Source organism: Streptomyces sp. T12 (genome assembly GCF_028736035.1).
Classification (GTDB): Bacteria; Actinomycetota; Actinomycetes; order Streptomycetales; family Streptomycetaceae; genus Streptomyces.
This window is the reverse complement of the sequence record NZ_CP117866.1, coordinates 6529899-6554481: the sequence shown is the minus strand read 5'-3', so window position 1 is coordinate 6554481 and position 24583 is coordinate 6529899. Positions and strand designations below refer to the sequence as shown.

18 protein-coding genes and 1 pseudogene are annotated in these 24583 nt (G+C 69.7%); 6 read left to right on the top strand and 13 right to left on the bottom strand.

Annotated elements, in window-relative coordinates; genetic code table 11:
• Nucleotides 1-19: 19 nt before the first annotated feature.
• From PBV52_RS29705 to PBV52_RS29685, 5 genes and pseudogenes are all read right to left on the bottom strand, one after another.
• Nucleotides 20-2340, bottom strand: a pseudogene (locus tag PBV52_RS29705) (N-6 DNA methylase).
• 526 nt (nt 2341-2866) lie between these two features.
• Nucleotides 2867-3583 (bottom strand): RloB family protein, encoded by a 717-nt coding sequence (locus tag PBV52_RS29700; RefSeq protein ID WP_274242517.1) that lies wholly within the window; start codon nt 3581-3583, stop codon nt 2867-2869.
• Nucleotides 3583-4836: an ATP/GTP-binding protein gene (locus tag PBV52_RS29695; protein ID WP_274242516.1), complete on the bottom strand. Its 1254-nt coding sequence runs from the start codon at nt 4834-4836 to the stop codon at nt 3583-3585. The genes PBV52_RS29700 and PBV52_RS29695 overlap by 1 nt, the downstream gene beginning before the upstream one ends.
• 61 nt (nt 4837-4897) lie before the next feature.
• The gene (locus PBV52_RS29690) at nt 4898-5617 is read right to left on the bottom strand and encodes a response regulator transcription factor (RefSeq protein WP_274242515.1); all 720 of its coding nucleotides are present in this window, start codon (nt 5615-5617) and stop codon (nt 4898-4900) included.
• Nucleotides 5614-6903: a PspC domain-containing protein gene (locus tag PBV52_RS29685; RefSeq protein WP_373921922.1), complete on the bottom strand. Its 1290-nt coding sequence runs from the start codon at nt 6901-6903 to the stop codon at nt 5614-5616. The genes PBV52_RS29690 and PBV52_RS29685 overlap by 4 nt, the downstream gene beginning before the upstream one ends.
• Nucleotides 6904-7082: 179 nt before the next feature.
• Between PBV52_RS29685 and PBV52_RS29680 the strand changes: the two genes are divergently transcribed.
• On the top strand, nt 7083-8516 hold the full coding sequence (locus tag PBV52_RS29680; RefSeq protein WP_274242512.1) for a PspC domain-containing protein: 1434 nt from the start codon (nt 7083-7085) through the stop codon (nt 8514-8516).
• A complete protein-coding gene (locus PBV52_RS29675; protein ID WP_274242511.1) occupies nt 8503-8754 on the top strand; it encodes a hypothetical protein in 252 nt (83 codons plus the stop codon). Before PBV52_RS29680 ends, PBV52_RS29675 begins: the two co-directional genes overlap by 14 nt.
• Before the next feature lie 54 nt (nt 8755-8808).
• Here the strand turns inward: PBV52_RS29675 and PBV52_RS29670 are convergent, their stop codons facing one another.
• Nucleotides 8809-9339 carry a DoxX family protein gene (locus tag PBV52_RS29670; protein ID WP_274242509.1) on the bottom strand — a complete coding sequence of 177 codons (531 nt, stop codon included), beginning with the start codon at nt 9337-9339 and terminating at the stop codon, nt 8809-8811.
• Nucleotides 9340-9752: 413 nt separating this feature from the next.
• Nucleotides 9753-11033, bottom strand: coding sequence for a hypothetical protein (locus tag PBV52_RS29665; RefSeq protein WP_274242508.1), 1281 nt, complete (start codon nt 11031-11033; stop codon nt 9753-9755).
• A 323-nt stretch (nt 11034-11356) separates the two neighbouring features.
• Between PBV52_RS29665 and PBV52_RS29660 the strand changes: the two genes are divergently transcribed.
• Nucleotides 11357-12241, top strand: coding sequence for a DUF4429 domain-containing protein (locus PBV52_RS29660; RefSeq protein ID WP_274242506.1), 885 nt, complete (start codon nt 11357-11359; stop codon nt 12239-12241).
• A 121-nt stretch (nt 12242-12362) separates the two neighbouring features.
• Here PBV52_RS29660 and PBV52_RS29655 read toward each other — a convergent pair whose 3' ends face one another.
• Nucleotides 12363-13169 carry a class II aldolase/adducin family protein gene (locus tag PBV52_RS29655; RefSeq protein ID WP_274242505.1) on the bottom strand — a complete coding sequence of 269 codons (807 nt, stop codon included), beginning with the start codon at nt 13167-13169 and terminating at the stop codon, nt 12363-12365.
• A 165-nt stretch (nt 13170-13334) separates the two neighbouring features.
• Between PBV52_RS29655 and PBV52_RS29650 the strand changes: the two genes are divergently transcribed.
• Complete coding sequence (locus PBV52_RS29650; RefSeq protein ID WP_274242504.1) at nt 13335-13808, top strand: pyridoxamine 5'-phosphate oxidase family protein; 474 nt, start codon at nt 13335-13337, stop codon at nt 13806-13808.
• A gap of 25 nt (nt 13809-13833) precedes the next feature.
• Here the strand turns inward: PBV52_RS29650 and guaA are convergent, their stop codons facing one another.
• Complete coding sequence (guaA, locus tag PBV52_RS29645; RefSeq protein WP_274242502.1) at nt 13834-15411, bottom strand: glutamine-hydrolyzing GMP synthase; 1578 nt, start codon at nt 15409-15411, stop codon at nt 13834-13836.
• Nucleotides 15412-15733: 322 nt separating this feature from the next.
• Between guaA and PBV52_RS29640 the strand changes: the two genes are divergently transcribed.
• A complete protein-coding gene (locus tag PBV52_RS29640) occupies nt 15734-16045 on the top strand; it encodes a chorismate mutase (protein WP_274242500.1) in 312 nt (103 codons plus the stop codon).
• Nucleotides 16046-16595: 550 nt separating this feature from the next.
• Here PBV52_RS29640 and PBV52_RS29635 read toward each other — a convergent pair.
• A complete protein-coding gene (locus PBV52_RS29635; protein ID WP_274242498.1) occupies nt 16596-17828 on the bottom strand; it encodes a hypothetical protein in 1233 nt (410 codons plus the stop codon).
• 247 nt (nt 17829-18075) lie between these two features.
• Here PBV52_RS29635 and PBV52_RS29630 point away from each other — a divergent pair, with 247 nt between their 5' ends.
• Entirely contained in the window at nt 18076-19107 is a 1032-nt protein-coding gene (locus tag PBV52_RS29630; protein WP_274242497.1) for an LAETG motif-containing sortase-dependent surface protein, read from the top strand.
• A 114-nt stretch (nt 19108-19221) separates the two neighbouring features.
• Here the strand turns inward: PBV52_RS29630 and PBV52_RS29625 are convergent, their stop codons facing one another.
• The 3 genes from PBV52_RS29625 to PBV52_RS29615 form a co-directional block, all read right to left on the bottom strand.
• The gene (locus tag PBV52_RS29625; RefSeq protein WP_274242496.1) at nt 19222-21027 is read right to left on the bottom strand and encodes a GMC family oxidoreductase N-terminal domain-containing protein; all 1806 of its coding nucleotides are present in this window, start codon (nt 21025-21027) and stop codon (nt 19222-19224) included.
• Between the two features lie 32 nt (nt 21028-21059).
• Nucleotides 21060-22673: a succinic semialdehyde dehydrogenase gene (locus PBV52_RS29620; protein WP_274242495.1), complete on the bottom strand. Its 1614-nt coding sequence runs from the start codon at nt 22671-22673 to the stop codon at nt 21060-21062.
• 142 nt (nt 22674-22815) lie between these two features.
• Nucleotides 22816-24573 carry a serine/threonine-protein kinase gene (locus PBV52_RS29615; RefSeq protein WP_274242493.1) on the bottom strand — a complete coding sequence of 586 codons (1758 nt, stop codon included), beginning with the start codon at nt 24571-24573 and terminating at the stop codon, nt 22816-22818.
• Nucleotides 24574-24583: the final 10 nt, after the last annotated feature.

The following is a 24583-nucleotide window of genomic DNA, read 5'->3' as shown; positions in this document are numbered from 1 at the left end:
TACGTCAACCGGCACCAGATCAGCTCACAAAACCGACCGAGGTCCGGTCGGATTCCAGGTCCTTCATCATGGTCCGCTTGATCAGGTCGATCTTGGCCAGCTGAGCGTGTCGCAGTTCACGCTGATCGGCGAGTGCGGTCACCGCATCGACGATGCGCTGCTGTTCCTCAAGACCCGGCAGTTCGATCTCCACGTTCAGCAGTCGGCCGGCAGGCAAGTCGTACAGCTCGTCGCGACTCTCACGCGCCTGCGCGTAGAGACGGGGGTGCACCGAGCGGTGTGAGAGCCAGGCCGCCAGATATCCCGGCAGGACGCGCGTGGTGTCCGGCGAGAGCCTGAGGACGCTTCCGCCGTATGTGGCGTTGGGAAGCTGCTCATTCCAGACGATCGCACGGTATCCCCGGGCTGCCGTGACACGAGCTGCCAGCAGGACGTCGCCGGCGGTCAGGATCTCCGAGAGTCTCGGTGGGGAGTCGGCACGTCGGTAACGGAGCCCGGCCGCCGCGAAGCCGCGCTCGGTGAGGTGACGAGCCTCGACTGCGGGGACACCGCTCGGCTCCTCACTCAGGCGACCGGATGTTCCGGTCCTGGCGGTCTTGATGACCTCTCCGAGGGTGCGGCGATCAACTCGGCCGTCGGTCTGGGACGCGGCGTCGAGCTCCGGTAGCAGAATCATCAACTCGTCCACGTCCAACTTGGCCAGGGCCCCTTCGACAGTCTTCTCCGTGTCTGTCAGGGCATGGACGCGCTGTGCGGTCTGGCGCCGTCTGTCCGCCACATCCGCGCCGGCCAAGGAGGAGAGATCCCACGCGCTCTGCTGGGACCACGGGTTGTTCTGGAGGAAGCCGGCGCTCGGGCCGGTCAGCTGGGACTCGATCTCACGGAACGACAGCCCGTACTTCTCCTGCCACCTCTCGTACGTATCGACAAGCTCCCTTCGCCTCGACGCGACGAGGGCATCGATCCTGCTCGTCAGACCTTCCCGAAGCGCGGACAGGTCCTCCTCCGGCGGCAGCGGACAGCCACGTCGCGCCAGGGTCCTGAGATGGGGTCCGACCTCACGCCACCAGTCCGTGAATGCCCCGGAGAGGGCATGCGGAGCCAGGATGCTCGGCGCTTCCGTCAACTCGGCGCACGCCTTGAGTAGTTCGCGCTTCACAAGACCTGTCCGGCTGTTGGCCGTCTCACCTCCCCTCTGGGCTGGTGCAAGCCCTGCGATGTGCCTCTGTGCCAGCCCCCACCACTGATCAAAGGCGGTGAGCAGGCGCTGCTCGCTGTCTCGGGCCAGTTCTGTCAGCGTTCGGGGGTCCGGCCGCTCGGGCGGCGGCAGGAAATCCATGTAGGCCGGATCTCCGTATCGCGCGGTGAAGAGCTGTCGTGGCGCGATTCCGTAGGCTCCCAGCAGCGCTTCTTTGTCAATGATCTCGGCTACCGGCATTCCACCGCTCATGTGGGCCTGTATGTCCTGCGGTTCCGGTAGCGGGGCGCTGTCAACGTACCTGCGGATATTGAGACTGTCGTCATTCTCGGAGAGATACGACCGGTCCACGACCCGAGCGAAACGGTGGACGTCTGCGAAACCTCGAACTGCGGAAGCGATCTTCTCGATGTGTTCCGATCGCATCAGGTTCTGCGCGGGCCCACGTTCGTATTCACGAGAGGCATCGATGAACAGCACCTTGCCGCGCCGTTCCGCCGTCTTCTGTCCGGGGGCCCGCAGCAGCAGCACGCAGGGCGCGATCGCCGTCGACGAGAAGAGGTTCGGCGCGAGACCGATGACAGCCTCGACCACGTCGGCGTCCAGCAGTGCCGCGCGCGTGGCCTGGTCTCGCCCGCCACGGAACAGTGGACCGTGCGTAACCACCGTGCAGACCGATCCCCCACGCCGGGTCACCAGTCCGAGCATGTACTGGAGCAAGCCCCAGTCCGCCGGACCCCTTTCGGAAACCGGTCCGTACCGTGCGTACTGTCCCACCGCCTGTGCCTGGTCCGCCCGAAGGGACAGGCCGAACGGCGGCACACTGAGAACGAGGTCGAACTCACCTGACTTCGACGGAGCCGACAACAGGGAATCGCCGCGCTCAACGGCAGGGTCCTGGATCTGGTGAAAGTACAGGTTCAGGCTGGCGAGTTCGGCGGTCGAGGCGTTGATGTCCTGCCCGGCGAGCGCCAACTGTTGGGCATCTACCCCCTGCTCAGCCACGTGCTGCTTGGCATGTAGGAGCATGCCCCCGTCCCGCAGAAGGGGTCATAGATCCGCATGCCCGCCTGCGGCTGGACGACTTCAGTCAGCAGGTGGACCAACTCGCGAGGTGTGTAGTGCTCTCCCGAGTGGCGCATCGACGCCTCGGTCGCCTTGAGGAAGGACTCCACCGCGTCGCCGAGCATCTCCGGATAGGCAAGAGCTGCGAAGTCGAGTCGGACTCCGCGGAATGCCTCGACCAATCTTTCTTGAGCCGCGTCATCCATCCGTCCGACGACGGAGGCCGCCCGTCGAAGGAGTTCGGCGATCAGGGGAGGACGATCGCCCTGCTCGCCGGTCGCGCCCAGCACCCTGAGTGCCTGGTCTTCCAGCATGCGACGCAGAGCACCGCCCGCGCCCGTCCCCCTCGCCCCGGTGATGCGGCGCCGGGACTCAGCCGATCGCTCCTGGTCGAACTCATCGAGCGCGTGCTGCGAGAAGAGCATCGCGAGGACCACGTCTCGCCGGTCCCGGTGATCACTGACAATGCGGGGCACTGCTTCCATGGCGTTACGGAGAGCACGCTCCACGTCATTCGGCACAGTGAAGTTCAAGGCCATGCTTCCCGCCGTCTCTCGCTTCTCCCACGGCGCGGCGCCCCCACCACGCTCGAAGACAGTTGGCTCAGTAGTCGACCACGTCCAGGCCTTCTTCAACGAAGCGCCAGACGTCGGTATAGGGATCCCAGTGGTTCTGGTCAGAGCCGGTGTGCACGGAGTTGATCTGCTGCGCGTACTGGCGAGCCTTCTTGTAGTTGCGCGCCAGCTGCCCCGGTTTGATCCGCTTGGCGTCCTCCGGAGAGACAGTCCGGCAGTTGGGGCCGTATGTCTGGAGAAAGCCGGGCTGCCGCTTGAGGCGGCCGGCGGCGTCGTCGCAGACACCGCCGAAGGTGCTCGTGTAGTTCTGATAATGGAGCAGGCGCCACAGCTCGAAACAGGGGTGAGAGTAGGCGACGTGCACCCCTGCCTTCTTCGCCCGTGAAAATGCCGTGGGGATGTCCTTGTGCTGATCCCGGTCGAACAGACACCAGACCTGGGGCCAGTTCCAGTCCTCGGGTTTCAGGCCGGCCTTTTTGGCGGCCCTCTGCACTTCGATCAGCTTGTCGATGGCGTCTTCCACGAGAGGCAGCGGCTTGCGGCGGCTCGACGAAACTGCGGCGTTCTCGATGTAGTGATTGATCCTGCGCCCCTGCTGCGCGCGGGTCCCGTGCTCCATCACGTACTCGACGAACTCCGGCTCGGTGACCTCGCCCTCCGTGAAGACGTACACCTCACGAGGCCGGTCACCGGCTCGTGGTTTCTTGCCGCGGCTAACGCCGTCCCGCCCCTTGACCCTCGCCATCAGGAACGCTCTGCCTCCCCTGCCAGTGCTGTCAGCACCCTGCGGCCGATTTGCCCTTGAGTCACACGCGGGACCGCGCCGAAGGCGCCCGCGAGGTAGGAGTCGCTCAGGTCTTCTTCAGGCCCAGGGTCGACATCGCTGAGCGGATAAAGCTCCGTGGCTCCGCTGTCGTCCTTCTCCGTCAGCCAGACCTGCCCGGGTTCCAGTGGGCGACCGCCCCTTGGGCTCTTGAGCAGCGACGGGTCGTGTGAGGTGAAGACGAGCTGTGCGCCCTTGGTGTTGACCCACGGAGCTTGGAAGAGCCGAACGACTTCGGCCGCAAAACGGGGGTGGAGGCTGGCGTCCAGTTCATCGATGAGCAGGACAGCACCTCGGTCCAGCGCGAGCAGCAGAGGTCCGATCAGCGCGAACCAAGAGCGCGTGCCGAAGGACTCCCGCTGCCAGTCGAAGGCGACAGGCTCACCTGCGTCGCTTCCGTGGAGAAGACGAACCCGTGGGCTCTGTCCCGGCTGTTGCTCCACTTCGGCGCCTCGAATGCCGAGATCGGCTACCCGGAGCAGTTCCTCGATACGGTCACGGGACGTCTCATTGAGGAGCTCACGAGCCGTGAAGGCTTCGCGCTGAGTGCGCTCGGTCTCCGGGGTGATATCCCACAGGTTCTGGTTGAACCAGCTGTAGATCTGAGTGAGTTGAGGGTGGTTGTCGTTGGCGGCTCTGCTGAGCAAGAGAGCATTGGGCCGCGTCGTACGGGCCAAGAGGGCACGGTCCTGGATGCGGTCGCCCGGGAACTCGAAGACGTTGCCGCGCGTGGCGTCGCGATCCAGCCACACCTGACGTCGTCCCTTGGGATACGAATGCAGCCACTCGGACTCCACCCTCGTCGAGCCGAGCTCGAACCCGTAAGTCCACCGAACCCCGTCTTCCTGGACGAAGTCGGCCTCATAGAAGGTGCTTTCGGCGGCCGACTTGGGATCCAGCGCGAACTCCTCCCTGGGGATTCCCTGGTAGGACGTCCATCCCCCATAGGACCCAAGGACCGCTTCCTTCATCTTCATCAGAGCGGTGATGACGTTCGACTTGCCAGATGCGTTAGCGCCGAAGATGCCGAGCACCGGGTAGACCTGGAGTGACTTCCCGTCGGAGAGTGTCAGCGTGCGCGCCGCGTCCGACTCTTCGCCCTGCGGAACCACGAAGGACAGCTCTTGCTCGTCCCGCAGTGATCGCACATTCGCCGCGCGGAATCTCAGCAGCATGCTGCCCTCCTCTCGTCGCGCACAGCGTAACCGGGTGATCGCGCACGCACCTACCGGATGGTCACACCAGGCGCCGTGCCGTAGCCCACCGGGTCAGCTCGTGCCGGTTGGACAGCTGGAGCTTCCTCAGGACAGCCGAGACATGGGACTCGACCGTCTTGACGGAGATGAAGAGCTGCTTGGCGATCTCCTTGTAGGCATAGCCCCGCGCGATCAGCCGCAACACCTCCCGCTCGCGCTGAGTCAGCCGGTCGAGGTCCTCGTCGACCGGCGGCGCGTCCGTCGACGCAAACGCATCCAGCACGAACCCGGCAAGGCGCGGCGAGAAGACCGCGTCGCCCTCCTGGACCCGGAAGATGGAGTCGACCAGATCGGTGCCGGTGATCGTCTTCGTCACGTAGCCGCGCGCACCACCCCGGATCACCCCGATCACATCCTCCGCCGCGTCCGAGACGGACAGCGCGAGGAAGCGGACGGGCTGCTCGGCGTCCGCCATCAACGGGGCGCAACGGCGCAGGACTTCGACCCCGCCGCCACCGGGGAGGTGCACGTCGAGGAGGACGACCTCGGGCCGGGTCGCGGTGATGACCGTGACCGCCTGGTCGACGTCCGCGGCCTCGCCGACGACCTCGACGCCGGTCTGCTCGGTGCGGCCGATCTCGGCCTGGACTCCCGTACGGAACATGCGGTGGTCGTCGACGAGGACCACGCGCGCGTGCCGCTCGCCCGCGCTCCCGCCGGTCGACTCCACAGGCTCGTTCGCCTCGGTCGGGTCGCTCATGACGTCTTCTCCGCCCTCTCCATCTCCAGCTCGACCTCCGTACCGCCGCCGGGTACCGCCCTCAGCCGGGCCGTACCGCCGTTGCGCTCCATGCGGCCGATGATCGATTCTCTGACGCCCATGCGGTCGGCGGGTATCGAGTCCAGGTCGAAGCCCGGACCGCGGTCCCGGACGGACACAAAGACGGTCTTCCCCTCCACCTCGGCGTAGACCTGCACGGCGCCGCCCTCGCCACCGTACTTCGCGGCGTTCACCATCGCCTCGCGCGCGGCCTGCATCTGTGCGCCGATTTTCTCGTCGAGCGGGCAGTCGCCGACGACGACGACCTCTATGGGGGCGCCGTGCTTGTCCTCCACCTCAGCGGCGTTGCGCCGGACCGCGTCGGCGAGGTTGGCGGGTTCGTCGGCCTCGTCCTTGCCGGTGCCCTCGGGTTTGTAGAGCCAGGTGCGCAGGTCCCGCTCCTGGGCGCGGGCGAGGCGACGCACTTCGTTCGCGTTCTCCGCGTTGCGCTGGATCAGGGTCAGGGTGTGCAGCACCGAGTCGTGGACGTGCGCGGCGACCTCGGCGCGCTCCTGGGCGCGGATGCGCATCAGACGTTCCTCGGAGAGGTCCTGGGTCATCCGGACCAGGTACGGGCCCGCGAGGAGCGTTATACCGACGAGGACCGCCAGGGCCGCCTGCAGGACGGAGCCGAGGTGAGCGGCGGAGCCCTGCAGGACGAAGATGCCGGAGACGCCGGCCGTGACCAGGACGACGCCGCCCGCGGCGCGCAGCAGGGTGAGCGTGCGCCGACGCCGCCCGGCCTCCATCCAGCGGGCCCGCCGCGCGTTGTCCGCCTGTCGCCAGACCAGGGCGACACCCGCGCCGACGAGTACGGCGGGCAGGAGGTAGGCCTTGGCGCCGCTTCCCAGGTCCACGCTGCCGACGAAGACCATCGCCACCACGACCATGAGGAGCAGCGCGACGATCTGCCCCTTGTCCGGCTTGCGGGCGACGAGTCTGCGGCGACCGTCGGCCGCGGTCTCGGTGGCGAAGGGAGAGGGTCTCTGCGCGCCGACGCCGCCGACGCCGAGCGGTACGAAGAACCAGAACGCGGCATACAGCAGCGCGCCGAGGCCGTCCGCCATGAACAGGCCGACGAAGACGAGCCGCACCCAGATGACGGGCAGGCCGAGATGCCCGGCGAGCCCCCGCGCCACGCCCCCGAGCCAGCGTCCGTCGCTGCTGCGGTAGAGCTTGCGCGGCGGCCGCGGTTCGACGAGTGGCGCTGCTGCGGCTTCCGGCATGCCATCGATGTTCACACGGCCGGAGCAGCAGGGCATCAGGGTCGACCCCCGAGACTCCCCTGATCTTCGAACCCCGCCGCGTCGAACGCTTCCCCAGACCCCCGTCAGGGACCGATATCAGGGTCCGACCAGGGTCATTCCGACTCCCGCCACGCCGATCCGCCCGTCACCATGGACACATGACAGATCACCAGCCCGCCGCGGACTCCGTGCCCGAGCCGGACGCCGTGCCCACCGCGGGCACCCCGTCCGGCCCGGCACCCGCGAGCGCCGCGGGTGAGGAACCGCGCGCGCACGCGGGCGCAGAAGCAGGGGTGTCCGCCGAAGCGGGTGCACTCGACCCGCCGCGCAAGTTCCGGCGCAACCGGCGGTACAAGATGCTGGCCGGCGTGTGCGCTGGGCTCGGGCGGCAGTGCGACATGGACCCGGTGATCTTCCGGATCACCCTCGCCGTGCTCTCCGCGACCGGCGGCATCGGCCTCATCTTCTACGGCTTCGCCTGGCTCTTCGTCCCGTACGACGACGAGGACGAGAACGAGGTGCGCAAGCTGCTGACCGGCCGCGTGGACGGCCAGGCGCTGACGGCCGTGCTGTTCGCGCTGGTCGGCTGCGGCGTGTTCCTGACGCTGCTGAGGAACGGCGGTGTGCTGGCCTTCGCCGTCGTCCTGTCCCTCCTCCTCGCGGGCGCCGGCTACTGGTCGCGGCACCGCAGCACCCCCGACCCCGACCCCCTCGCCGCCCAGGCCGTCGCCGACGCCCCACCCGAGGCCCAGGCACCGCCGGTCCCCACCGCCTACCCCTCCTGGTGGCGGGACCCCATCGTCAAGGACGGCACGCACGACGGCGGCACGGGCTATCTCTGGGGCCCGCGCGACTCCCGCGACCGCGACATCGCAGCGGCCGTCAACATCGGCCTCGGCGCCACCTGGAGCAGCCGCCAGGACATACGCACCCGCCGCCCCCACCAGCCCAAGCCACGCGGCCCCCGCTGGATCGGCGGCTGGGTGTTCCTGCTGGCCCTGCTCGCGGGCGCCCTCGGCACCAGCGCGACCTGGGAGGACCACGCGCTCGGCACCAGCCTGCAGACCGGCCTGTCCTGTGCGCTGCTCGTCTTCGGCCTGGGCATAGCGGTCAGCGCGTTCCTGGGCCGCACAGGAGCGGGCTCCATATTCCTGGCGGTCATCACAGCAGGCCTGCTTGCCGCCTCGGCCGCGCTGCCCAAGGACATCGGCACGCACTGGGTCGAGCGGAACTGGCGACCGGCGGCCGTGGCGGACGTACAGCCGCGGTACGACCTCGGCACCGGCGTCGGCACCCTGGATCTGTCCCGGTTGAAGCTCACCGAGGACCGGACGGTGACGACGAGAGCGGACGTGGGCGTGGGCCGACTCAAAGTGATCGTCCCCAAGGACGTGACCGTGGAGGTGAGCATCGACGTGGGGGTGGGAGACATCCAACTGCCGGGCGACGACGAGCAAGACGTGGACGTGGCACCGGGCAAGCACAAGGAGCTGACCCTGACAACAGCCCCGGGCACCAAGGATGCGGGCACCCTGGACCTCGACCTCAGCGTCGGTGTGGGACAGGCGGAGGTGAGCCGTGCTACGTCATGAGTTCCAGCCCGGCAGGCTGGTCGCCGGCACCACCCTGACCCTCGCGGGCATCATCTACGCCGGTGACGCGGGCGGTGCCTGGGAGACACCGTGGTTCGTGGTGATCCCGCTGGTCGTGGGCGGCCTGTGCCTGGCAGGCGCGGTAGCGGTCCTGACCCGGGCGATACGCAGACGCCACCGATCGCCCGGTGAAACGACCCCCGCTCCCCCGGAGCCCCAAACCGACGCACACCCCTGACCCACGGGCCGGCCCCGGCACACACCACCAGCAGCCCCGCCGACTGGACCGGAGCTACCGATAGCCTCCCGTCCGCTGCCTTCGCCGCGTGCGAAGCGCGGCATCCAGGGACAACATGGGGGCGCCCGCAAGCACGAGGGGCAGCCAGGCCATCAGATAAGCCAGGTCATTGCCGTAGTAGTACGGGTCAGAGGCCCAGCTCACCGTCAACCACAGACTCAGCGAGATGAGCGCACCGCCGAGTGCCGCCACCCGGGCGAGCAGCCCGACCAGGGTGCCGATACCGACGGCCAGCTCGCCGAAGGCGATGGCATAGCCGAAAGCGACGGGGTTCTCCAACGACAGGTCGACCATGGCCGGAATGGCCGCCGAGTCACGAACGGCACGCATCATGTCGCCGATCGACCCCGAGCCGGCTTCCTTCATGAAGGCGCTGTCGGTGAGTTTGTCCAGGCCGGCGTAGATGAAGGTGACGCCGAGGAAGACGCGGAGCGGCAGTAGTGCGTACCTGCTGGCGGTATCCCGCCAGTTGCGGTCGCCGTCTAGGTAAGGGGAGTGCGTGCCCGTGTGCATACCGTGAGTCATCGCCCGTAGCCGCCTCTCGCCCGCCGTGCCGTGACCCCTCAGAAGACCATACGTACGCAACGCCGCCGCGGCTCAATCCTGTCCCGCCCGCTTTTTCTGTCTTGGCCCGGCTGGGTGTGCGTTTCAGCCTTCGGTTCCGGTCCCGGGACAAGACCGGTGGCCCCACCGGCCCGCACCCGCGTACGGCGGGAAGGGGACGTGCCGGGGGTGTCCGCCCGCAGCGGCCGGCGTCAACACACAGCACCTCCTGCGCAACCGAGCCGCCGGACCGAGGACGGACACCCCCCGGCACGGCCCCGACCCACCCACCGACCCGCAGGCGCAACGCGAACCCCCACCCCACCCGCACAGGCCGCCGCAGGCACCCCCGCCCCACCGCCGGAGGCACCCCCGCCCAACCGCCGGAGGCCCCGTCACTCAGTCACATCAATGCCGTACCGGTTGGTCTCCACCCCCGCCGCAGTAACCACCTGCACCTCCACCCGCCCCGGCTCCACGTCCGCCGGCACGGGCACCCTCAGCACCGCATCCGTCGGATTGCTGAACCCCCCGCTCACCGGCACCAACGGCACATGCACATGCACCGCCCCGATCCGCACCACCATCCGCGACAACCGATCCGCCGCCTGCGCCCCGGGCGGCACGAACCCAGCCCCCCGGATCTCGATGTCGTCCCCCGTACGGATCGGCCCGTCCAGGTCACCGGCCTCCCGTGCCCGCACCACAGAGAGGATCACCGGCCGACCCCCCTCCGCATACTTCCCGGCCAGATACGTCGCCGCCGAGATCAGCACCACCACAGCCAACCCCCACGGCAGATCGGGCAACTGATCCGGCCGCCGCCCCAACCGCACCGCCGCGAACAGCAAGGCAACCCCGCCGATCACGACGTACTGAATGTCCGCGAACGTCCCCCGCCCCGCATCATCCGTCAGCAGATCCGCCGCCCGAGGCCGACCCGCCCGCACCTTCTGCAGCCGCTGCCCGAACACCCGCACCCCGACCACCCGCCGCACCAGCACCGCGATCGCACACACCACGGCGAGCACGGTCACCACACCGGCCCCCCGCCCGAGTTCAAGACCGGCGATCAGCGCATCGCGCTCCCCGTGCCCGGACGCCGCCACCAGCTGCCCCACCAGCACCAACACGGCGTACGCCACGAACAGCACCCACGCCCCGGCCACCGCACGCGACGTGGACAGCCGGTTGTCCTCACCGATGACCGGCGCCAGCGCCCCGCCCCGCGCCCGGTGGAACCAGGACGCCGCGGTCAGCGCCCCGGCCGTGAGCAGCGCCGCCAGCAACCCGGCCGTACGCGCCGAAGTCCACCCCGCCCCGATCGCCGTGAGCGCCTGCACCAGCAGCAGCACCACGACCAGAACCCAGACCACCGACGTCGTACGCCACCACAGTCGCGCCAGCCACGCCTCGCCCTCGGCCCGCCCTCGCTCGGCGACCAGTTCCGCCGACTGCGTCAGCTCCTCGGAGACCCACTGCCGGGAGGCCGAGGCCGAGTGGGCCACCGCGGCCGGCAGCCCCTGCCCGGCCGCGAACGCGTCCCGTCTCAGCAGGAATTCGGCGACCGCCCGCCGATGCCCCGCACGCGCCCCGTGCGGACAGTCCCCACAGGTGCAGCCGCCCCCATGCGCGCCCACAGCCGCGCCGCCCTGCCCAGCCTCCTGCACCGCCACGCCCGATGCCCGCCTTCCGTACAACGCTCACGACCTGGTACCCCAGCGGCCAGATGGCCTCATAGCCTCATGGCCCTATTGCCTCACGGCACTATCGCCTCATGGCCGTATTGCCTCATGGCCTTATAGCCGCACGACCCCACGACCGGCACCCGGGTCTCACATACCGGCCACCGCACATCGCGGCCGCCGTCCGCACCACCGACAACTCCCTTACGACGACAGCGAATTGTGCCGTACACCGCCCGCGCCCCATCCCGCAGGTCCGGTCGGCGCGGGTGATGAGGGGGCCGTCGTGTTGACCCGGCTGCGAGAATTTCCCTATGGCCGAGATCATCCAGCGCGACGGGACCTGGGCCTTCGACGGCACAACGGTCCGGATCACGCCGGGACTCCATCGCTCCGTACCGCTGTTCCGGCAGACGTACGGGGAGATCGCCGTACCTCTCGAAGCCGTCGCGAGCATCGTCTTCGAGCCCGAACGAAAACGCGGACGACTGCGCATGCGGCTGCGTGAGGGCGCCGACCCGCTGCTCCAGGCGACGGGCGGCCGACTGCCCGACCCGGCGGATCCGTACCGGCTGACGGTGGACATCGACCGTGCCGGGGTCGCCGAGTACGTCGCCGAGGAGATCCGGCACGCACTGCTCCTGGACCAGATCCCCAAGGAAGCGACGAAGACGTATCTTCTGCCCGGCCCGCCCGTCCCCGTCTCCGTCCGCTCCTCCGACGGCACGGTCTCCTTCGACGGCACCCAGGTGCGGATCGACTGGTCCGACACCTCGGACCGGGTCAAACGGGCGACCGGCCCGCGCATCATCAACATCCGCGACCTCGTCCAGGTCGAGTGGCTGCCCAACTCCGGCTACGAGGACGGCTTCCTGCGCTTCGTGACCCGCGAGACGGTGTTCTCCAAACTGCCGCCGGAGAAGGACCCGTACGCCCTGGACCTGTGGGGCAGCGCCCGGCGCGACCTGCTCACGGCCCTGGTCGCCACCGCGGTCACCGCCCGCCTGCCACACCCGTCCACCCGCCCCGGCGTCGACCACGCCGACCGCCCCCAGCTGGCGGCGTCCGTGCCACCCCCGGCCGACCACCACGACGTACTGCTGCGCCGCCTGCGGGAGTTGGGCGAGCTGCACCGGGACGGGGTGCTCACGGACGAGGAGTTCGCGATGACGAAGGCGGTCGTCCTCCGGGGCTTCTGACCCCCAGCCCCCTCAGCCTCTCGGCCCCCTCAGCCCTCCCAGCCCTCCCGGTCCTCCCAGCCCTCCCGGCCTCCCGGCCTCCCAGCCCTCCCGGCCTCCCGGCCTCCCGGCCTCCCGGCCCTCAGCTCAGCAGATCCGGCTCGCTCCGGCTCACGTCCTGCCACAACGGCTGATAGTTGATCCACGCCACCAGATCCCCGCCCAACTGCTCCCGCGTGGCCACGGCCTGCCGATGCTCGATGAGCACCGGACGCCCCGCGGCCTTCGCGGTCAGCTGCACCTGGCAGGACCGTTCCATGGACAGGAACCACCAGGCCGCCGCGTCCACCGAGTCACCGACGGTCAGCAGCCCGTGGTTGCGCAGGACGAGCGCCTTGCGTGAGCCGAGCGCGGCCGCGATCCGGCGGCCCTCCAGGGCGTCGACGGCGACCCCCGAGTAGTCGTCGTAGAGCGCGTGGTCCTCGTAGAAGGCGCAGCTCTCCTGCGTGATCGGGTCCAGCAGTTCCCCCAGCGCCGCGAGCGCCCGCCCGTGGACCGAGTGGCAGTGGGCGACCGCGACGACGTCCGGGCGGGCGGCGTGGACCTGGGAGTGCACGGTGAAGGCCGCCTGGTTCACGTGGTAGCGGCCCTCGATCACCTGGCCCTCGGAGTTGGCGAGCACCAGATCGCTGACGGTGACGTGCTTGAACGGCATCCCGAACGGGTTCACCCAGAAGCAGTCGCTGAACTCGGGATCGCGTGCGGTGATGTGCCCGGAGACCCCGTCCTCGAACCCGAGCCGCCCGAAGAGCCGCAGCGCGCCCGCGAGCCGTTCCTTGCGATGCCGGCGCTCGTCCTCGACCGACTCGTGCATCGGTGGCATCGCGAACTGCAACCGGTCGGTCGGCAGCGGTGAGGGCGGAGTGGGCCCGAGGGGCGTCCCGTGCATGTGTCCTCCCGCACTGGGGTGCTTACGGGGCGGAAGTTACCGTCGGTCAGCGCAGGAGAACAGAGATGTTCTGTAAAGATCCCGCCCTCGTCACGGTCTCCTCACGTCCCCCGGGGTCGCGGAAACCAGACAGCAGATGTCCGGTATCGGCGCCACACTCGCCGTATGACAGTGAACTGGGCAGCCTTCACCGAGGCCGAACCGGACCTCGCCCGCACCGCCGAGGAGCGCTTCGGCGCCTTCACCCACCACGTCCTCGCCACCCTCCGCAAGGACGGCTCCCCGCGCACCACCGGCCTGGAGGTCCGCTTCCTGGGCGGCGAGCTGTGGCTCGGCATGATGCCGAACTCGCTCAAGGCGCTCGACCTGCGCCGCGACCCGCGCTTCGCGCTCCAGGCGAACCCCGGGGAGGGGCAGTCCATGGGCGGCGGTGACGTACGGATCTCCGGGCGGGCGGTCGAGGTCGAGGACCCGGAGGTGAAGGCCGCATACGGCGAAGAGGTGGAACCGCCGGAGCCGTTCCACCTCTTTCGTACCGAGCTGACCGAGGTCGTGAGGACCTACGTCGAGGGCGACAAGTACCTCGTCGTCCAGGTCTGGCAGCCCGGCGAGCCCGTGCGCACGATCAAGCGCACCTAGGGCCTGCCCCACGCGCCCGTGGGGCCTACTCCCACTCGATCGTCCCCGGCGGCTTCGAGGTCACGTCGAGGACGACACGGTTGACGTCATTGACCTCGTTGGTGATCCGGGTCGAGATCCGCGCCAGGACGTCGTACGGCAGCCGCGACCAGTCGGCGGTCATGGCGTCCTCGGACGAGACGGGCCGCAGCACGATCGGGTGGCCGTACGTCCGCCCGTCACCCTGCACACCCACGCTGCGGACGTCCGCGAGCAGGACCACCGGGCACTGCCAGATGTCCCGGTCGAGGCCGGCCGCCGTGAGCTCCTCGCGGGCGATGGCGTCGGCCTCGCGCAGCAGGTCCAGGCGCTCCTTGGTGACCTCGCCGACGATACGGATACCGAGGCCGGGGCCCGGGAACGGCTGGCGCTGGACGATCTCGTCCGGCAGGCCGAGTTCCTGGCCGACCATCCGGACCTCGTCCTTGAACAGCTTGCGCAGCGGCTCGATCAGCTTGAATTCGAGGTCTTCCGGCAGGCCGCCGACGTTGTGGTGGGACTTGATGTTCGCGGTGCCGGTGCCGCCACCGGACTCGACCACGTCGGGGTACAGGGTGCCCTGGACGAGGAACTCCACGGCCGGGCCCTCGTCCGCGATGATCTCGGCCTGGGCCTGCTCGAAGACCCGGATGAACTCGCGGCCGATGATCTTCCGCTTCTCCTCGGGGTCGCTGACCCCGGCGAGCGCCTTGAGGAACCGCTCCTCCGCGTCCACGACCTTCAGCTGTACGCCGGTCGCGGCCACGAAGTCCTTCTCGACCTGCTCGGTCTCGCCCTTGCGCATCAGACCGTGGTCGACGTACACGCAGGTCAGCTGGGAGCCGATGGCCTTCTGGACCAGGGCCGCCGCCACCGCGGAGTCCACGCCGCCGGACAGACCGCAGATGGCGCGCTTGTCGCCGACCTGCTCGCGGATGGCCGCGACCTGCTCCTCGATGACGTTGCCGGTGGTCCAGCTCGGGGTCAGGCCCGCGCCGCGGTACAGGAAGTGCTCCAGCACCTGCTGGCCGTGCGTGGAGTGCATGACCTCGGGGTGGTACTGGACGCCGTACAGCTTCGCCTCGTCGTTCTCGAAGGCGGCGACCGGGACGACGTCCGTGGAGGCCGTCACGGAGAAGCCCTCGGGGGCGGCGGAGCAGGCGTCGCCGTGCGACATCCACACGTGCTGCTCGGCCGGGGTGCCCTCGAAGAGGGTGGAGGACGACTTCGACACGTGCAGATCCGTACGGCCGTACTCGCGCGCACCGGTGTTGTCGACCGTCCCGCCCAGGCTCTGCGCCATGAGCTGGAAGCCGTAGCACATGCCGAAGACGGGGACGCCGGCCTCGAAGAGCGCGCGGTCGAGGCGGGGGGCGCCCTCCTCGTACACGGACGAGGGGCCGCCGGAGAGGATGATCGCCGCCGGGTTCTTGGCGAGCATCTCGGCGACCGGCATGGTGCTCGGCACGATCTCGCTGTAGACCCGGGCCTCGCGGACGCGACGGGCGATGAGCTGGGCGTACTGCGCACCGAAGTCGACGACCAGAACGGTGTCGGGGGCGGCTGCGGGGTTCGCTGATGACACGGGTTGCCTTCCGGCGGTGAGCGAGGTGTGTGTGAGGCCGAGTCTACCGGGCTCGGCGGGAGCCCCCCGGGGCCGAAGCCCGTCTCAGGATGCGAACCGTCTTGGACACCGCTCTCCCCCACGGCATACTGACCCCATGCTCACGCACCCGACCTTCCTCTTTACCTATGGCACCCGGCCCGCCGGCTGCCATGGTCGTGCTGCTTGAGCAACTGACAAGCGACTTCCCAGGCGCCCCGGGCCGACAGGCTCCGGGGCGTCTTGCGTTTCCGGGTCCTGTCGCTCCGGGGCGGCCCCACCCATCCAGCGAGGAGCCCCCGAGATGACCACCACCTCCGCAGCGACCCGGACCCCAGCAGCTGACGCCGGATGCGGCGCACACACCGCCGAGGCCGCCGGCGTGATCACCGGCGCCCGTGAACGCATCGACGCGCTCGACGACCGGATCATCGGCCTGATCCAGGAACGGATGGCCGTCTCGGCCGTCATCCAGGAGGCGCGGATCACCTCCGGCGGACGGCGTGTGAACCTCTCCCGCGAGATGGAGATCCTCAACCACTACAGCGAGGCGCTGGGCAAGCCGGGCACGGCGCTCGCCATGACGCTCCTCGAACTGTGTCGCGGTCGCATCTGAGTTCGGGCCCCCTCTCACCCGTCCGGTGCGTGACGCCTTCCGGACCCCTTCGTTGGTACCGGTGTCCGTGCCAGCCAGGGGCGGGCCCGAAAGAACCACGCGTGGCTCGCTGGAGCGATGAGGCGTACGGATCACCCGTGCGCCGTGGGACCTCGCTCCAGGTAAGTGACCGGACGGCAGGGGACAGCAGCCCGGTCACCCAAGAGAACGGTCGGCTCCGGGGACGCCCGGGGCCGACCGGCGGGAATGCCGGAACGGAGTACAGGGCCGGGTCGAGCGGTTGCGGCGGTCGCGCCCATCCAGCACGATGCGAGAAAGCTCCAAGTCCCGTCTCGGACAGCGGCATTTTTGTTCGTCCTGCCAGGGTCGAGACCGACGGGACCAAAGGACCACACAGGACCACAGACCAGCGGCGCAACCCCCCGGCGCCGCTCCCCAGGCACCGACGCTGCCCTGACGTCGGTGCTGACGAAAGAAGGGCCCCGCGGCTCCGCCCTGCGGGGCCCTTCTCATGTCCGTCGGGCTGCCTGTCTGCCGGGCTACGGCGTCGTCAGGTGCGCGAGACGGTGCCGCACTCGCCCTCGGCCCGCTCCAGTTCCCTGCTGCGGTCGTACGGGTCGAACACCTCGCCGGAGGGCCCGGGACTGGCGTACAGATCGGCCTGGAACAGCGGCTGGATGAGACCGTCACCGTCCCGGCAGTTGTCGTTGGAGATCTCACCGTCGAGGTCGTACACCCAAATGCGCCCCTCGGTTCCCTGGAATTTGGCGGGATCCGAGACGTCCACCTCGACGACCCGGCGGACGATCGTGCGGGCGACCTCGTTTCCGCCGCCGGCCTTGGCCAGCGGATACACGAAGGTGTAGTCGGCCCGGATCCGCGCCTGCCCGGCGTTGTCACCGGGTTCGACGGTCATACGGCCGCGGACCCTGACCTCGGTGCCCACGAGTTCGACCTTGTCGGGGTCGAAGCGGGTGAAGGTCCACGTGGGGTCGTTCTTCGCCGTGGGGTGGCGCAGGGCGGACCGCAGGTCGGACAGGTAGTCCTGCTGCAGCGGGTCGACGAGCGCCAGGGCCTTCTTCGGTTCGGCGCCGTAGAGCGCGTCGCGGTCGAGGTTCGAGGCGACGAGGAAATCCTTGGTCAGCCCCAGTGCCCTCGTGATCCGCGCGGCGGGGACTCCGCCGACGGCCTTCGACACCTTCGGCACCTCGAGGGCGTCCGCACCCGCGGCCCAGCGTTCGGCCGGGGAGCCGGTGAAGGGCCGCTTCCGCGTCGGCAGACCGGCAGCGTCGGCGGGCGCGCCGCTCGGCCGGCTCGTCTCCGGGGCCGGCGGCGACGCCGGAGCGGACGCCCCCGCCGCATCCTGCGAACCGCCGGGCAGCAAGGACAGTGCGGCGGAGGGCTTGAGGGCGATCACGGCCACCGCGACGGCGAGCAGCACGCCGAGGGCGCTCCAGACCTTCCGTCGGCGTGCGCCCCGGCCGTTCCTCTCCTGCCAGGCGGGCCCGGTGCGCCACCCTTCGGGCTGCCAGGGCTCGGCGGGGGTCTTCTTCCTCCCCCAGCGGTGTCCGGCACGCGACTTGCGGGCCTCCGCCTCGTCCAGCGCGCGCAGCCGTTCGGTCACCATCCGCGCCCGCGCCGACGGCTCCTTCGGGGCGGAGGCGCGATCGCGCTCGGCGTCCTGGACGAACTTCTCCCATGCCTCGTCAGATATGGACGAGCCACCGGAGTCACGGTCGGACGTGGATTCCGGTCTGGGCCCTTCGGACGGCTTGTCGGTCACGGCGGTGTGCGCTTCCTCTCAGCGAGTTGTCGGCCGGCTGAGCGTACGTCAGCTCCGGGCCGCCGAGCAGAGCCTCCCGGAATGTGACGCAGGACACATAAGAAACCTGTTAGTGCGGGCACAACCATTCACTGCCGTCGCCGATCAAACCCTGCGTATCAAGGGCCACACCCGCGCCCCACACGCGGAAGCCTTCCTGCCATACGCGTGTTGCGAGGTCGCAGCACTCCGGACTTTCGAGGTCTTCATGAAGCTTCGCCGTGCCCTGGCCGCCGCAGCCACGACGGCTGTCATAGCGCCGATCGCGCTGCTGTCCGCGCCGGCCGCGTTCGCCACGGACGAGACCACCGCGTCGCCGACGGCGTCGGAGACGACGCCGTCTCCCGAGCAGCCGACGCCCACCGAGGAAGTGACCACGCCGGCCACCGACGAGCCGACGCCCACCGAGGACGAGAGCACGCCGGCCACCGAAGAGCCGACGCCCACCGAGGACGAGAGCACGCCGGCCACCGACGAGCCGACGCCCACCGAGGAGCCCACGACCTCCGCCTCCCCGTCGCCGAGCCCCAGCGAGAGCACGCCCGAGGAGGTCGACTACTGCGAGGACGCGGACGAGGAGGCCATCGGCCTCAGCGAGGACCTGCACAGCGGTCTGTCGGGCCTGCCCGAGACGATCGTCGCCGGCAGCGGCTGGACCAACTTCTCGTTCGACGTCTCCAACTCCGGTGACCAGGACATCAAGAACATCAAGCCGCTGATCGGCGTCGCAGCGCTCGGCTGGGACGACGTCGACTACTCCGGCCAGATCAAGGTCCAGGTCTTCAACAAGGAGACCGGCAGCTGGCAGACCCTCGCGGACGCCGCCGGTGAGGGCGCGACCTTCACCGCGTTCGCGCTCGACGCCGGCCAGTCCACCTCGTTCAAGCTGCGGCTGAGCGTCAGCGGCAAGGTGCCGGACTCCATCGGCATCACCGGCGGCTTCGCCACCTACTCGGACGCGGACGGCTGCTGGATCGCCGACGACCCGAACGGCTGGATCTACTTCTTCGACATCCTCGCCGCCGGCTCCGACCCGGGTAACCCGGGCGACGCCAAGCCGCAGACCGGTGGCCAGTCCCCGATCTCCGACGTCAACGAGGTCGACGTCGACGGTGCGCTCGCCGAGACCGGCTCCAGCTCCAACCTCCCGATCATCGCCACCGTCGGTGGCGTCGCGATCGTCGCCGGTGCCGGCGTCGTGTTCGCGATGAGGCGTCGTCGGAGCGGTGTCGAGGCGTAGGTCTCACCAAGGCTCCACCTGAAGCTCTACGCAAGACAGAGAAGGACCTGCGCTCGGAGGGGGGTGCAGGTCCTTCTCTGTTGTTCGTTCGGCCGCGTGGCCTACTTCTGTGGCCTACTTCTTAGGCGGCACCGCCGGCATCCCCAGGAACGGCAACCGCAACGCCCCGAACGCCTCCGCCGGGACCGCCGGTGACTGCGGCTCGACCGGCTTCAGGCGTTCGTATGCCGCCCCCTGCGCCGGGCGCGGGTCGGCCTCGCCCTTGTTGGGCCAGTACGACATCGCCCGCTCGGCCTGTGCGGTGATCGTCAGGGACGGGTTCACGCCGAGGTTGGCAGAGACCGCCGCCCCGTCCACGACCGAGATGCCGGGGTGGCCGTACAGGCGGTGGTAGGGGTCGATCACGCCGGTTTCGGGTGAGTCGCCGATCGGGCAGCCGCCGAGGAAGTGGGCGGTGAGCGGGGTGCCCATCAGCTCGCCGACGTTGGAGCCGGCGAAGCCGTTGATGTCGGCGGCGATCGACGACGCAGCCTCCGAAGCCGCCTTGATCTGCTTGGGGTTGGGGGCACCGTGGCCCTGGCGGGCCGTCAGCAGGCCCTTGCCCACGCCGTCCGGCTTCAGGTACGTCGTCAGCGAGTTGTCCAGCGACTGCATCACCAGGCCGATGATGGTCCGCTCCGACCAGCGGCGGTTGGAGAGGGAACGCAGGACCAGCAGCGGGTGCCGGGCGGCATTGCGGACCCAGGCGGCGACACGCGAGGAGCCCTCCGCGTACGGGACCTGCAGGATCGACAGGCCGCCCATCGAGTTGGAGCCCTTGCCGTAGCGGACCGGCTCGATGTGGGTGTTGGCGTCCGGGTGGATGGACGACGTGATGGCGACTCCGCGCGTGAAGTCGACCTTCGGCTCGCCCGTCACCTTGCGGTAGCGCCGGTTGTCGGTCTGCGCGCCGACCAGTGCCTCCGAGTTGGTGCGGGTCAGCTCGCCCAGCTTGGAGGACAGGTAGGGCAGTTGACCGCCCGCCTTCATGCCGTGCAGCAGGGTCTGGGTGCCGTACGTACCCGCCGCGATCACCACCCGGCGGGCCTTGAACAGCCTGGCCTCGCCCTTCTTCCCGCGGTCGGTCGGCAGCGTCGCCACCGCGTAGCCGCCCTGTGAGTCGTCCGTGACGGAGACGACCGTCGTCAGGGGGTGGACGACCGCGCCCGCCTTCTCGGCCAGGTAGAGGTAGTTCTCGTTGAGGGTGTTCTTCGCGCCGTGGCGGCAGCCGGTCATGCACTCGCCGCACTCCGTGCACGCCTTGCGCGCCGGGCCCGCCCCGCCGAAGTACGGGTCGGACACCTCCTGCCCCGGCGTGGCCCGCGCCGCCCCCTCGGCGTCCTTGCCGTCGCCGAAGAAGACGCCGACCGGCGCCATGTGGAAGCTGTCGCCGACGCCCATCTTCTCGGCGGCCGCCTTCAGGTGGACGTCGGAGGGGGTCATCGTCGGGTTGAGCCGTACGCCGAGCATGCGCTGGGCCTGGTCGTAGTACGGCTTCAGCTCCTCCTGCCAGTCGGTGATGCCACGCCACTGGGGGTCGTCGAAGAAGGCCTTCGGCGGTACGTAGAGGGTGTTGGCGTAGTTGAGGGAGCCGCCGCCGACGCCCGCTCCCGCCAGCACCATGACGTTGCCCAGCAGGTGGATGCGCTGGATGCCGTACATGCCGAGCTTGGGGGCCCAGAGGTAGTTCCTGAGGTCCCAGGAGTTCTTCGGGAGGGACTCGCGGGTCCAGCGGCGGCCCGCCTCCAGTACGCCGACGCGGTAGCCCTTCTCGGTCAGGCGGAGCGCCGTGACGGAACCGCCGAACCCCGACCCGACGACGATGACGTCGTAGTCGTACCCGTCCTCGTCCCCGGTCTGGACAGACTTCTCCTGTGACACGTGCTCTCCTCGTTGAGAACGGGTGGTGCTGACTAGCGGAAGCGGAACGCCTTCATCAACCTCAGGCTCCGGCTCATGAACTGCGCGTACTTCTCGTCGTCCATCCCCAGCGACGGCGCCATCGGCAGCAGCCGCTGCTGGGCGACCGTCTGGGCCTCCGTGTACTTGAGGATGCCCTCGGAGCCGTGGCGGCGGCCGAGGCCGGAGTCCTTCATGCCGCCCATGGGCGACTGGACGCTGCCGTAGGCGGGGGCGTAGCCCTCGTTGACGTTCACCGTGCCGGTGCGCAGGCGGGCGGCGACCGCGCGGCCGCGGCTGCCGTCCTTCGTCCAGACGGAGGAGTTGAGGCCGTACGGCGTGGAGTTGGCGTGCTCGATCGCCTCGTCCTCGGTCTTGAAGCGGTAGATGGAGACGACCGGGCCGAAGGTCTCCTCGGTGCAGACGGTCATCTCCGGCTCGACGTCGTCGAGGATCGTCGGCTCGAAGAAGTACGGGCCGATGTCGGGGCGGGCCGTACCGCCGGCGACGAGCTTCGCGCCCTTGGCGACGGCCTCCTCCACATGCCGGGTGACCGTCTCCAGCTGCCGCTCGCCGACCAGGGAGCCCATGTCCGCGCCGTACGCGAGGGACTTGCCCAGCCGCATCGCCTTGGTGCGGGCGGCGAAGCGCTCGACGAAGGTGTCCGCGACGGACTCGTGGACGTACAGCCGCTCGATGGAGATGCAGAGTTGGCCCGCGGAGGAGAAGCAGGCGCGGACGGCGCCCGCGGCGGCCTTCTCGACGTCCGCGTCCTCCAGGACCAGCATGGCGTTCTTGCCGCCGAGTTCGAGGGAGACGCCGACCAGGCGGGCGGCGGCACCCTGGGCGACCTGGCGGCCGGTGCGGGTGGAGCCGGTGAACGAGACGTAGTCGGCGTGCCTGACGACCTCGGGGCCGACGACCGGGCCCTCGCCGAGGACGACCTGGAAGACGTCGGCGGGCAGACCGGCCTCGATGAGCAGGTCACGGGCCCACAGGGCGGTGAGGCAGGTCTCCGTGTCCGGCTTCATGACGACCGCGTTGCCCGCGACGAAGGCCGGCAGCGCGTCGCCGACGGACAGCTCCAGGGGGTAGTTCCAGGGGGCTATCTGACCGATGACGCCGCGCGGGTGGCGCAGTTCGGTGACCTTCGTGAGCGTGGGCATGGCGCCCGCGTGCCGCTTCGGCTTGAGGTAGGCGGGTGCCTTACGGCCGTAATGGCGGGCCGCGACGGCTACGGCCTGCACTTCCTCGTGGGCGTGCAGACGGGCCTTGCCGGTCTCCAGCTGGATGAGGTCGAGGACCTCGGCCTGGCGTTCGAGCACCAGGTCGTGGAAGCGGAGCAGGACGGCGGCACGCTGCCGCACGGGGACCTGGGCCCAGACGGCCTGGGCCGTGCGGGCCGCCTCGAAGGCCTTCTGCACGTCCTCCGGTGTGGATTCGGGCAGGTCGGCCAGCTTCTCGCCGGTGAACGGCGTGTGGTTGGCGGTACGACCGGAGCCGACCACGCCCTTGGTGAGCTGGGCCACCAGCTCGGGGGTGACCACGTCGGCGGCGGTACGGGCGCCCTCCGGAGCGGGGGCGAGAGGGTTTGTGCCGGTCTTGGCCGGGGCCTGCGCGTCCGTCATGAGCCGCAGGGTATGCCGGAGCGGAGGCTTTGTGTACCCGTCGGTAACGCGGATTCACCGAGTGCTCACACGACGCCAGTGTCCACTGGCAACAAACGCGCTGATCAGGGCGTTGCCGAGTCAGTGCCGAGCCAGTGCCGAGTCACTCGATCTCGAGTCGGTCACGGGCGCCCTTGAAGACCGCGGTGCCCTTCTTCTCCGAGGGCGTGCCCTTGGGCATGTCGACGCGCAGCTCGTACATGCGGTCGTCGCCGGTGACCACGATCAGCTGCATGACGCGGGTCGGGGACTCCTCCTTGTCGTAGGTGGTGTCGACGAGGACGGCGTCGTAGCCCTTGAAGGTCGTGCGTGTGGAATGGCCGCTCGCGTCGTGGTTGTAGCTGTCCCACGTTTCCTGCGCGTCCTGCGCCTGGTCCAGCAACGGGCGGGGCGCCTTGTCCCACTGGGTGAGGCGGACCTGGACGAGGCCGATGTCGTAGACGACGAGCCGGGGCTGGTCGGTGGCACCGCCCTCCCGCGCGGACTCCTTGTACTCGGTCGGGAGGAAGAGGACGGCGTCCATGTCCTTCTCCCGGTGCGCGATCCAGGTGCCGACGGTGGGAGTGGGGCTGGGGGTGGTGGTGCTCGGGGCCAGGGGGGCCGAGGTGTAGACGGGGTTCATCTCCTTGAGGTCGTCGCCCTTGTCGACGAGGAAGGAGGAGGTGGCGAACCAGGTACCGCCGACGAGGAGGACGCCCAGCAGCGCGACGGGAATCGGGCGGAGGAGGAAGCGGCCCTTGTGGTCCGGAGTCGCAGAGGTGAGGTCGGATGTCTCAGCGGGCGACCCGGCGGCCGATCTGGAAGTCGGCTCGGCTATCGGCTCCGGCGTCGCCTTGGCCGGTGGCTCGGGATCCGGGTCACCGGCCGGTTCGGACGCCGCCGCACCTCCCAGCCGTACCGTCCCCGAGTCCTCCGCGAACTCCCGCAGCCCCGAAACATCCTGTGGCCCCGCCGCTGCCGAACCCCCGGCGGGAACCGGCACCGGCCAGCCCTCCGCCACCGCCTCCAACACCGCCCCGGCCTCCTCAGCGCCGGGCCGTGCCTCGGGATCCTTCGCCAGCAGCCGTACGATCAGCGACCCCAGCGGCCCCGCCTGCTTCGGCTCGGGCGGATCGGCGGCGAGGATCGCGGCGAGCGTGGACTCCAGGGTCGTACGGCGGAACGGCGACCAGCCCTCCACGGCGGCGTACAGGAGCACACCCAGCGACCACAGGTCGGAGGCGGGCCCGGCGGCGCCGCGGCCGGACATCCGCTCGGGGGCGATGAACTCCAGGGAGCCGATGAACTCGCCGCTGACGGTGAGGGATTCCTCGCCCTGGATGTGGGCGATGCCGAAGTCGGTGAGGACGACGCGGCGACGGGGGTGCCCGCGCTTGAGCGAATGCGACAGTGGGGCAGGGCCGAGCAGGACGTTGGCGGGCTTGACGTCCCGGTGGACGATGCCGACGGCGTGCGCGGCGCGCAGGGCGCCGAGGACGGCGACGCCGATACGGGCGGCCTCGGCCGCGTCCACCGGGCCGCGCTGGAGGGCCTCGTGCAGGGACTCGCCGCGGATCAACTCCATGACGATCCAGGGCAGTCCGTCCTCGACGACGACGTCGTGGATGGCGACGGCGGCCGGGTGGTCGACGCGGGCGGCAGCGCGGGCCTCACGGTAGAGCCGGTGGGCGGCGCGCTGATGGGCGGCGTCCTCGGGGTCGCCGGGCAACCTCGGCTGCTTGACGGCGACTTCGCGCTCCACCAGTTCGTCGAGCGCTCGCCAGACGGTGCCCATCCCGCCGGAGCCGATGCGCTCGACCAGCCGGTAACGCCCGCCGATCACACGCTCCTTGTGGCCGGTGCCGCCCCCGTCGTTGCTCATGTCCCATGAC

Bases quoted from the DNA above. Each gene is read 5' to 3' on its own strand.
- PBV52_RS29670 (WP_274242509.1), bottom strand. From the start codon at position 9,339: ATGACTCACGGTATGCACACGGGCACGCACTCCCCTTACCTAGACGGC.
- PBV52_RS29690 (WP_274242515.1), bottom strand. From the start codon at position 5,617: ATGAGCGACCCGACCGAGGCGAACGAGCCTGTGGAGTCGACCGGCGGG.
- PBV52_RS29650 (WP_274242504.1), top strand. From the start codon at position 13,335: ATGACAGTGAACTGGGCAGCCTTCACCGAGGCCGAACCGGACCTCGCC.
- PBV52_RS29695 (WP_274242516.1), bottom strand. From the start codon at position 4,836: ATGCTGCTGAGATTCCGCGCGGCGAATGTGCGATCACTGCGGGACGAG.
- PBV52_RS29615 (WP_274242493.1), bottom strand. From the start codon at position 24,573: ATGAGCAACGACGGGGGCGGCACCGGCCACAAGGAGCGTGTGATCGGC.
- PBV52_RS29620 (WP_274242495.1), bottom strand. From the start codon at position 22,673: ATGACGGACGCGCAGGCCCCGGCCAAGACCGGCACAAACCCTCTCGCC.
- PBV52_RS29655 (WP_274242505.1), bottom strand. From the start codon at position 13,169: ATGCACGGGACGCCCCTCGGGCCCACTCCGCCCTCACCGCTGCCGACC.
- PBV52_RS29660 (WP_274242506.1), top strand. From the start codon at position 11,357: ATGGCCGAGATCATCCAGCGCGACGGGACCTGGGCCTTCGACGGCACA.
- PBV52_RS29700 (WP_274242517.1), bottom strand. From the start codon at position 3,583: ATGGCGAGGGTCAAGGGGCGGGACGGCGTTAGCCGCGGCAAGAAACCA.
- PBV52_RS29640 (WP_274242500.1), top strand. From the start codon at position 15,734: ATGACCACCACCTCCGCAGCGACCCGGACCCCAGCAGCTGACGCCGGA.
- PBV52_RS29685 (WP_373921922.1), bottom strand. From the start codon at position 6,903: ATGCCGGAAGCCGCAGCAGCGCCACTCGTCGAACCGCGGCCGCCGCGC.
- PBV52_RS29680 (WP_274242512.1), top strand. From the start codon at position 7,083: ATGACAGATCACCAGCCCGCCGCGGACTCCGTGCCCGAGCCGGACGCC.
- PBV52_RS29630 (WP_274242497.1), top strand. From the start codon at position 18,076: ATGAAGCTTCGCCGTGCCCTGGCCGCCGCAGCCACGACGGCTGTCATA.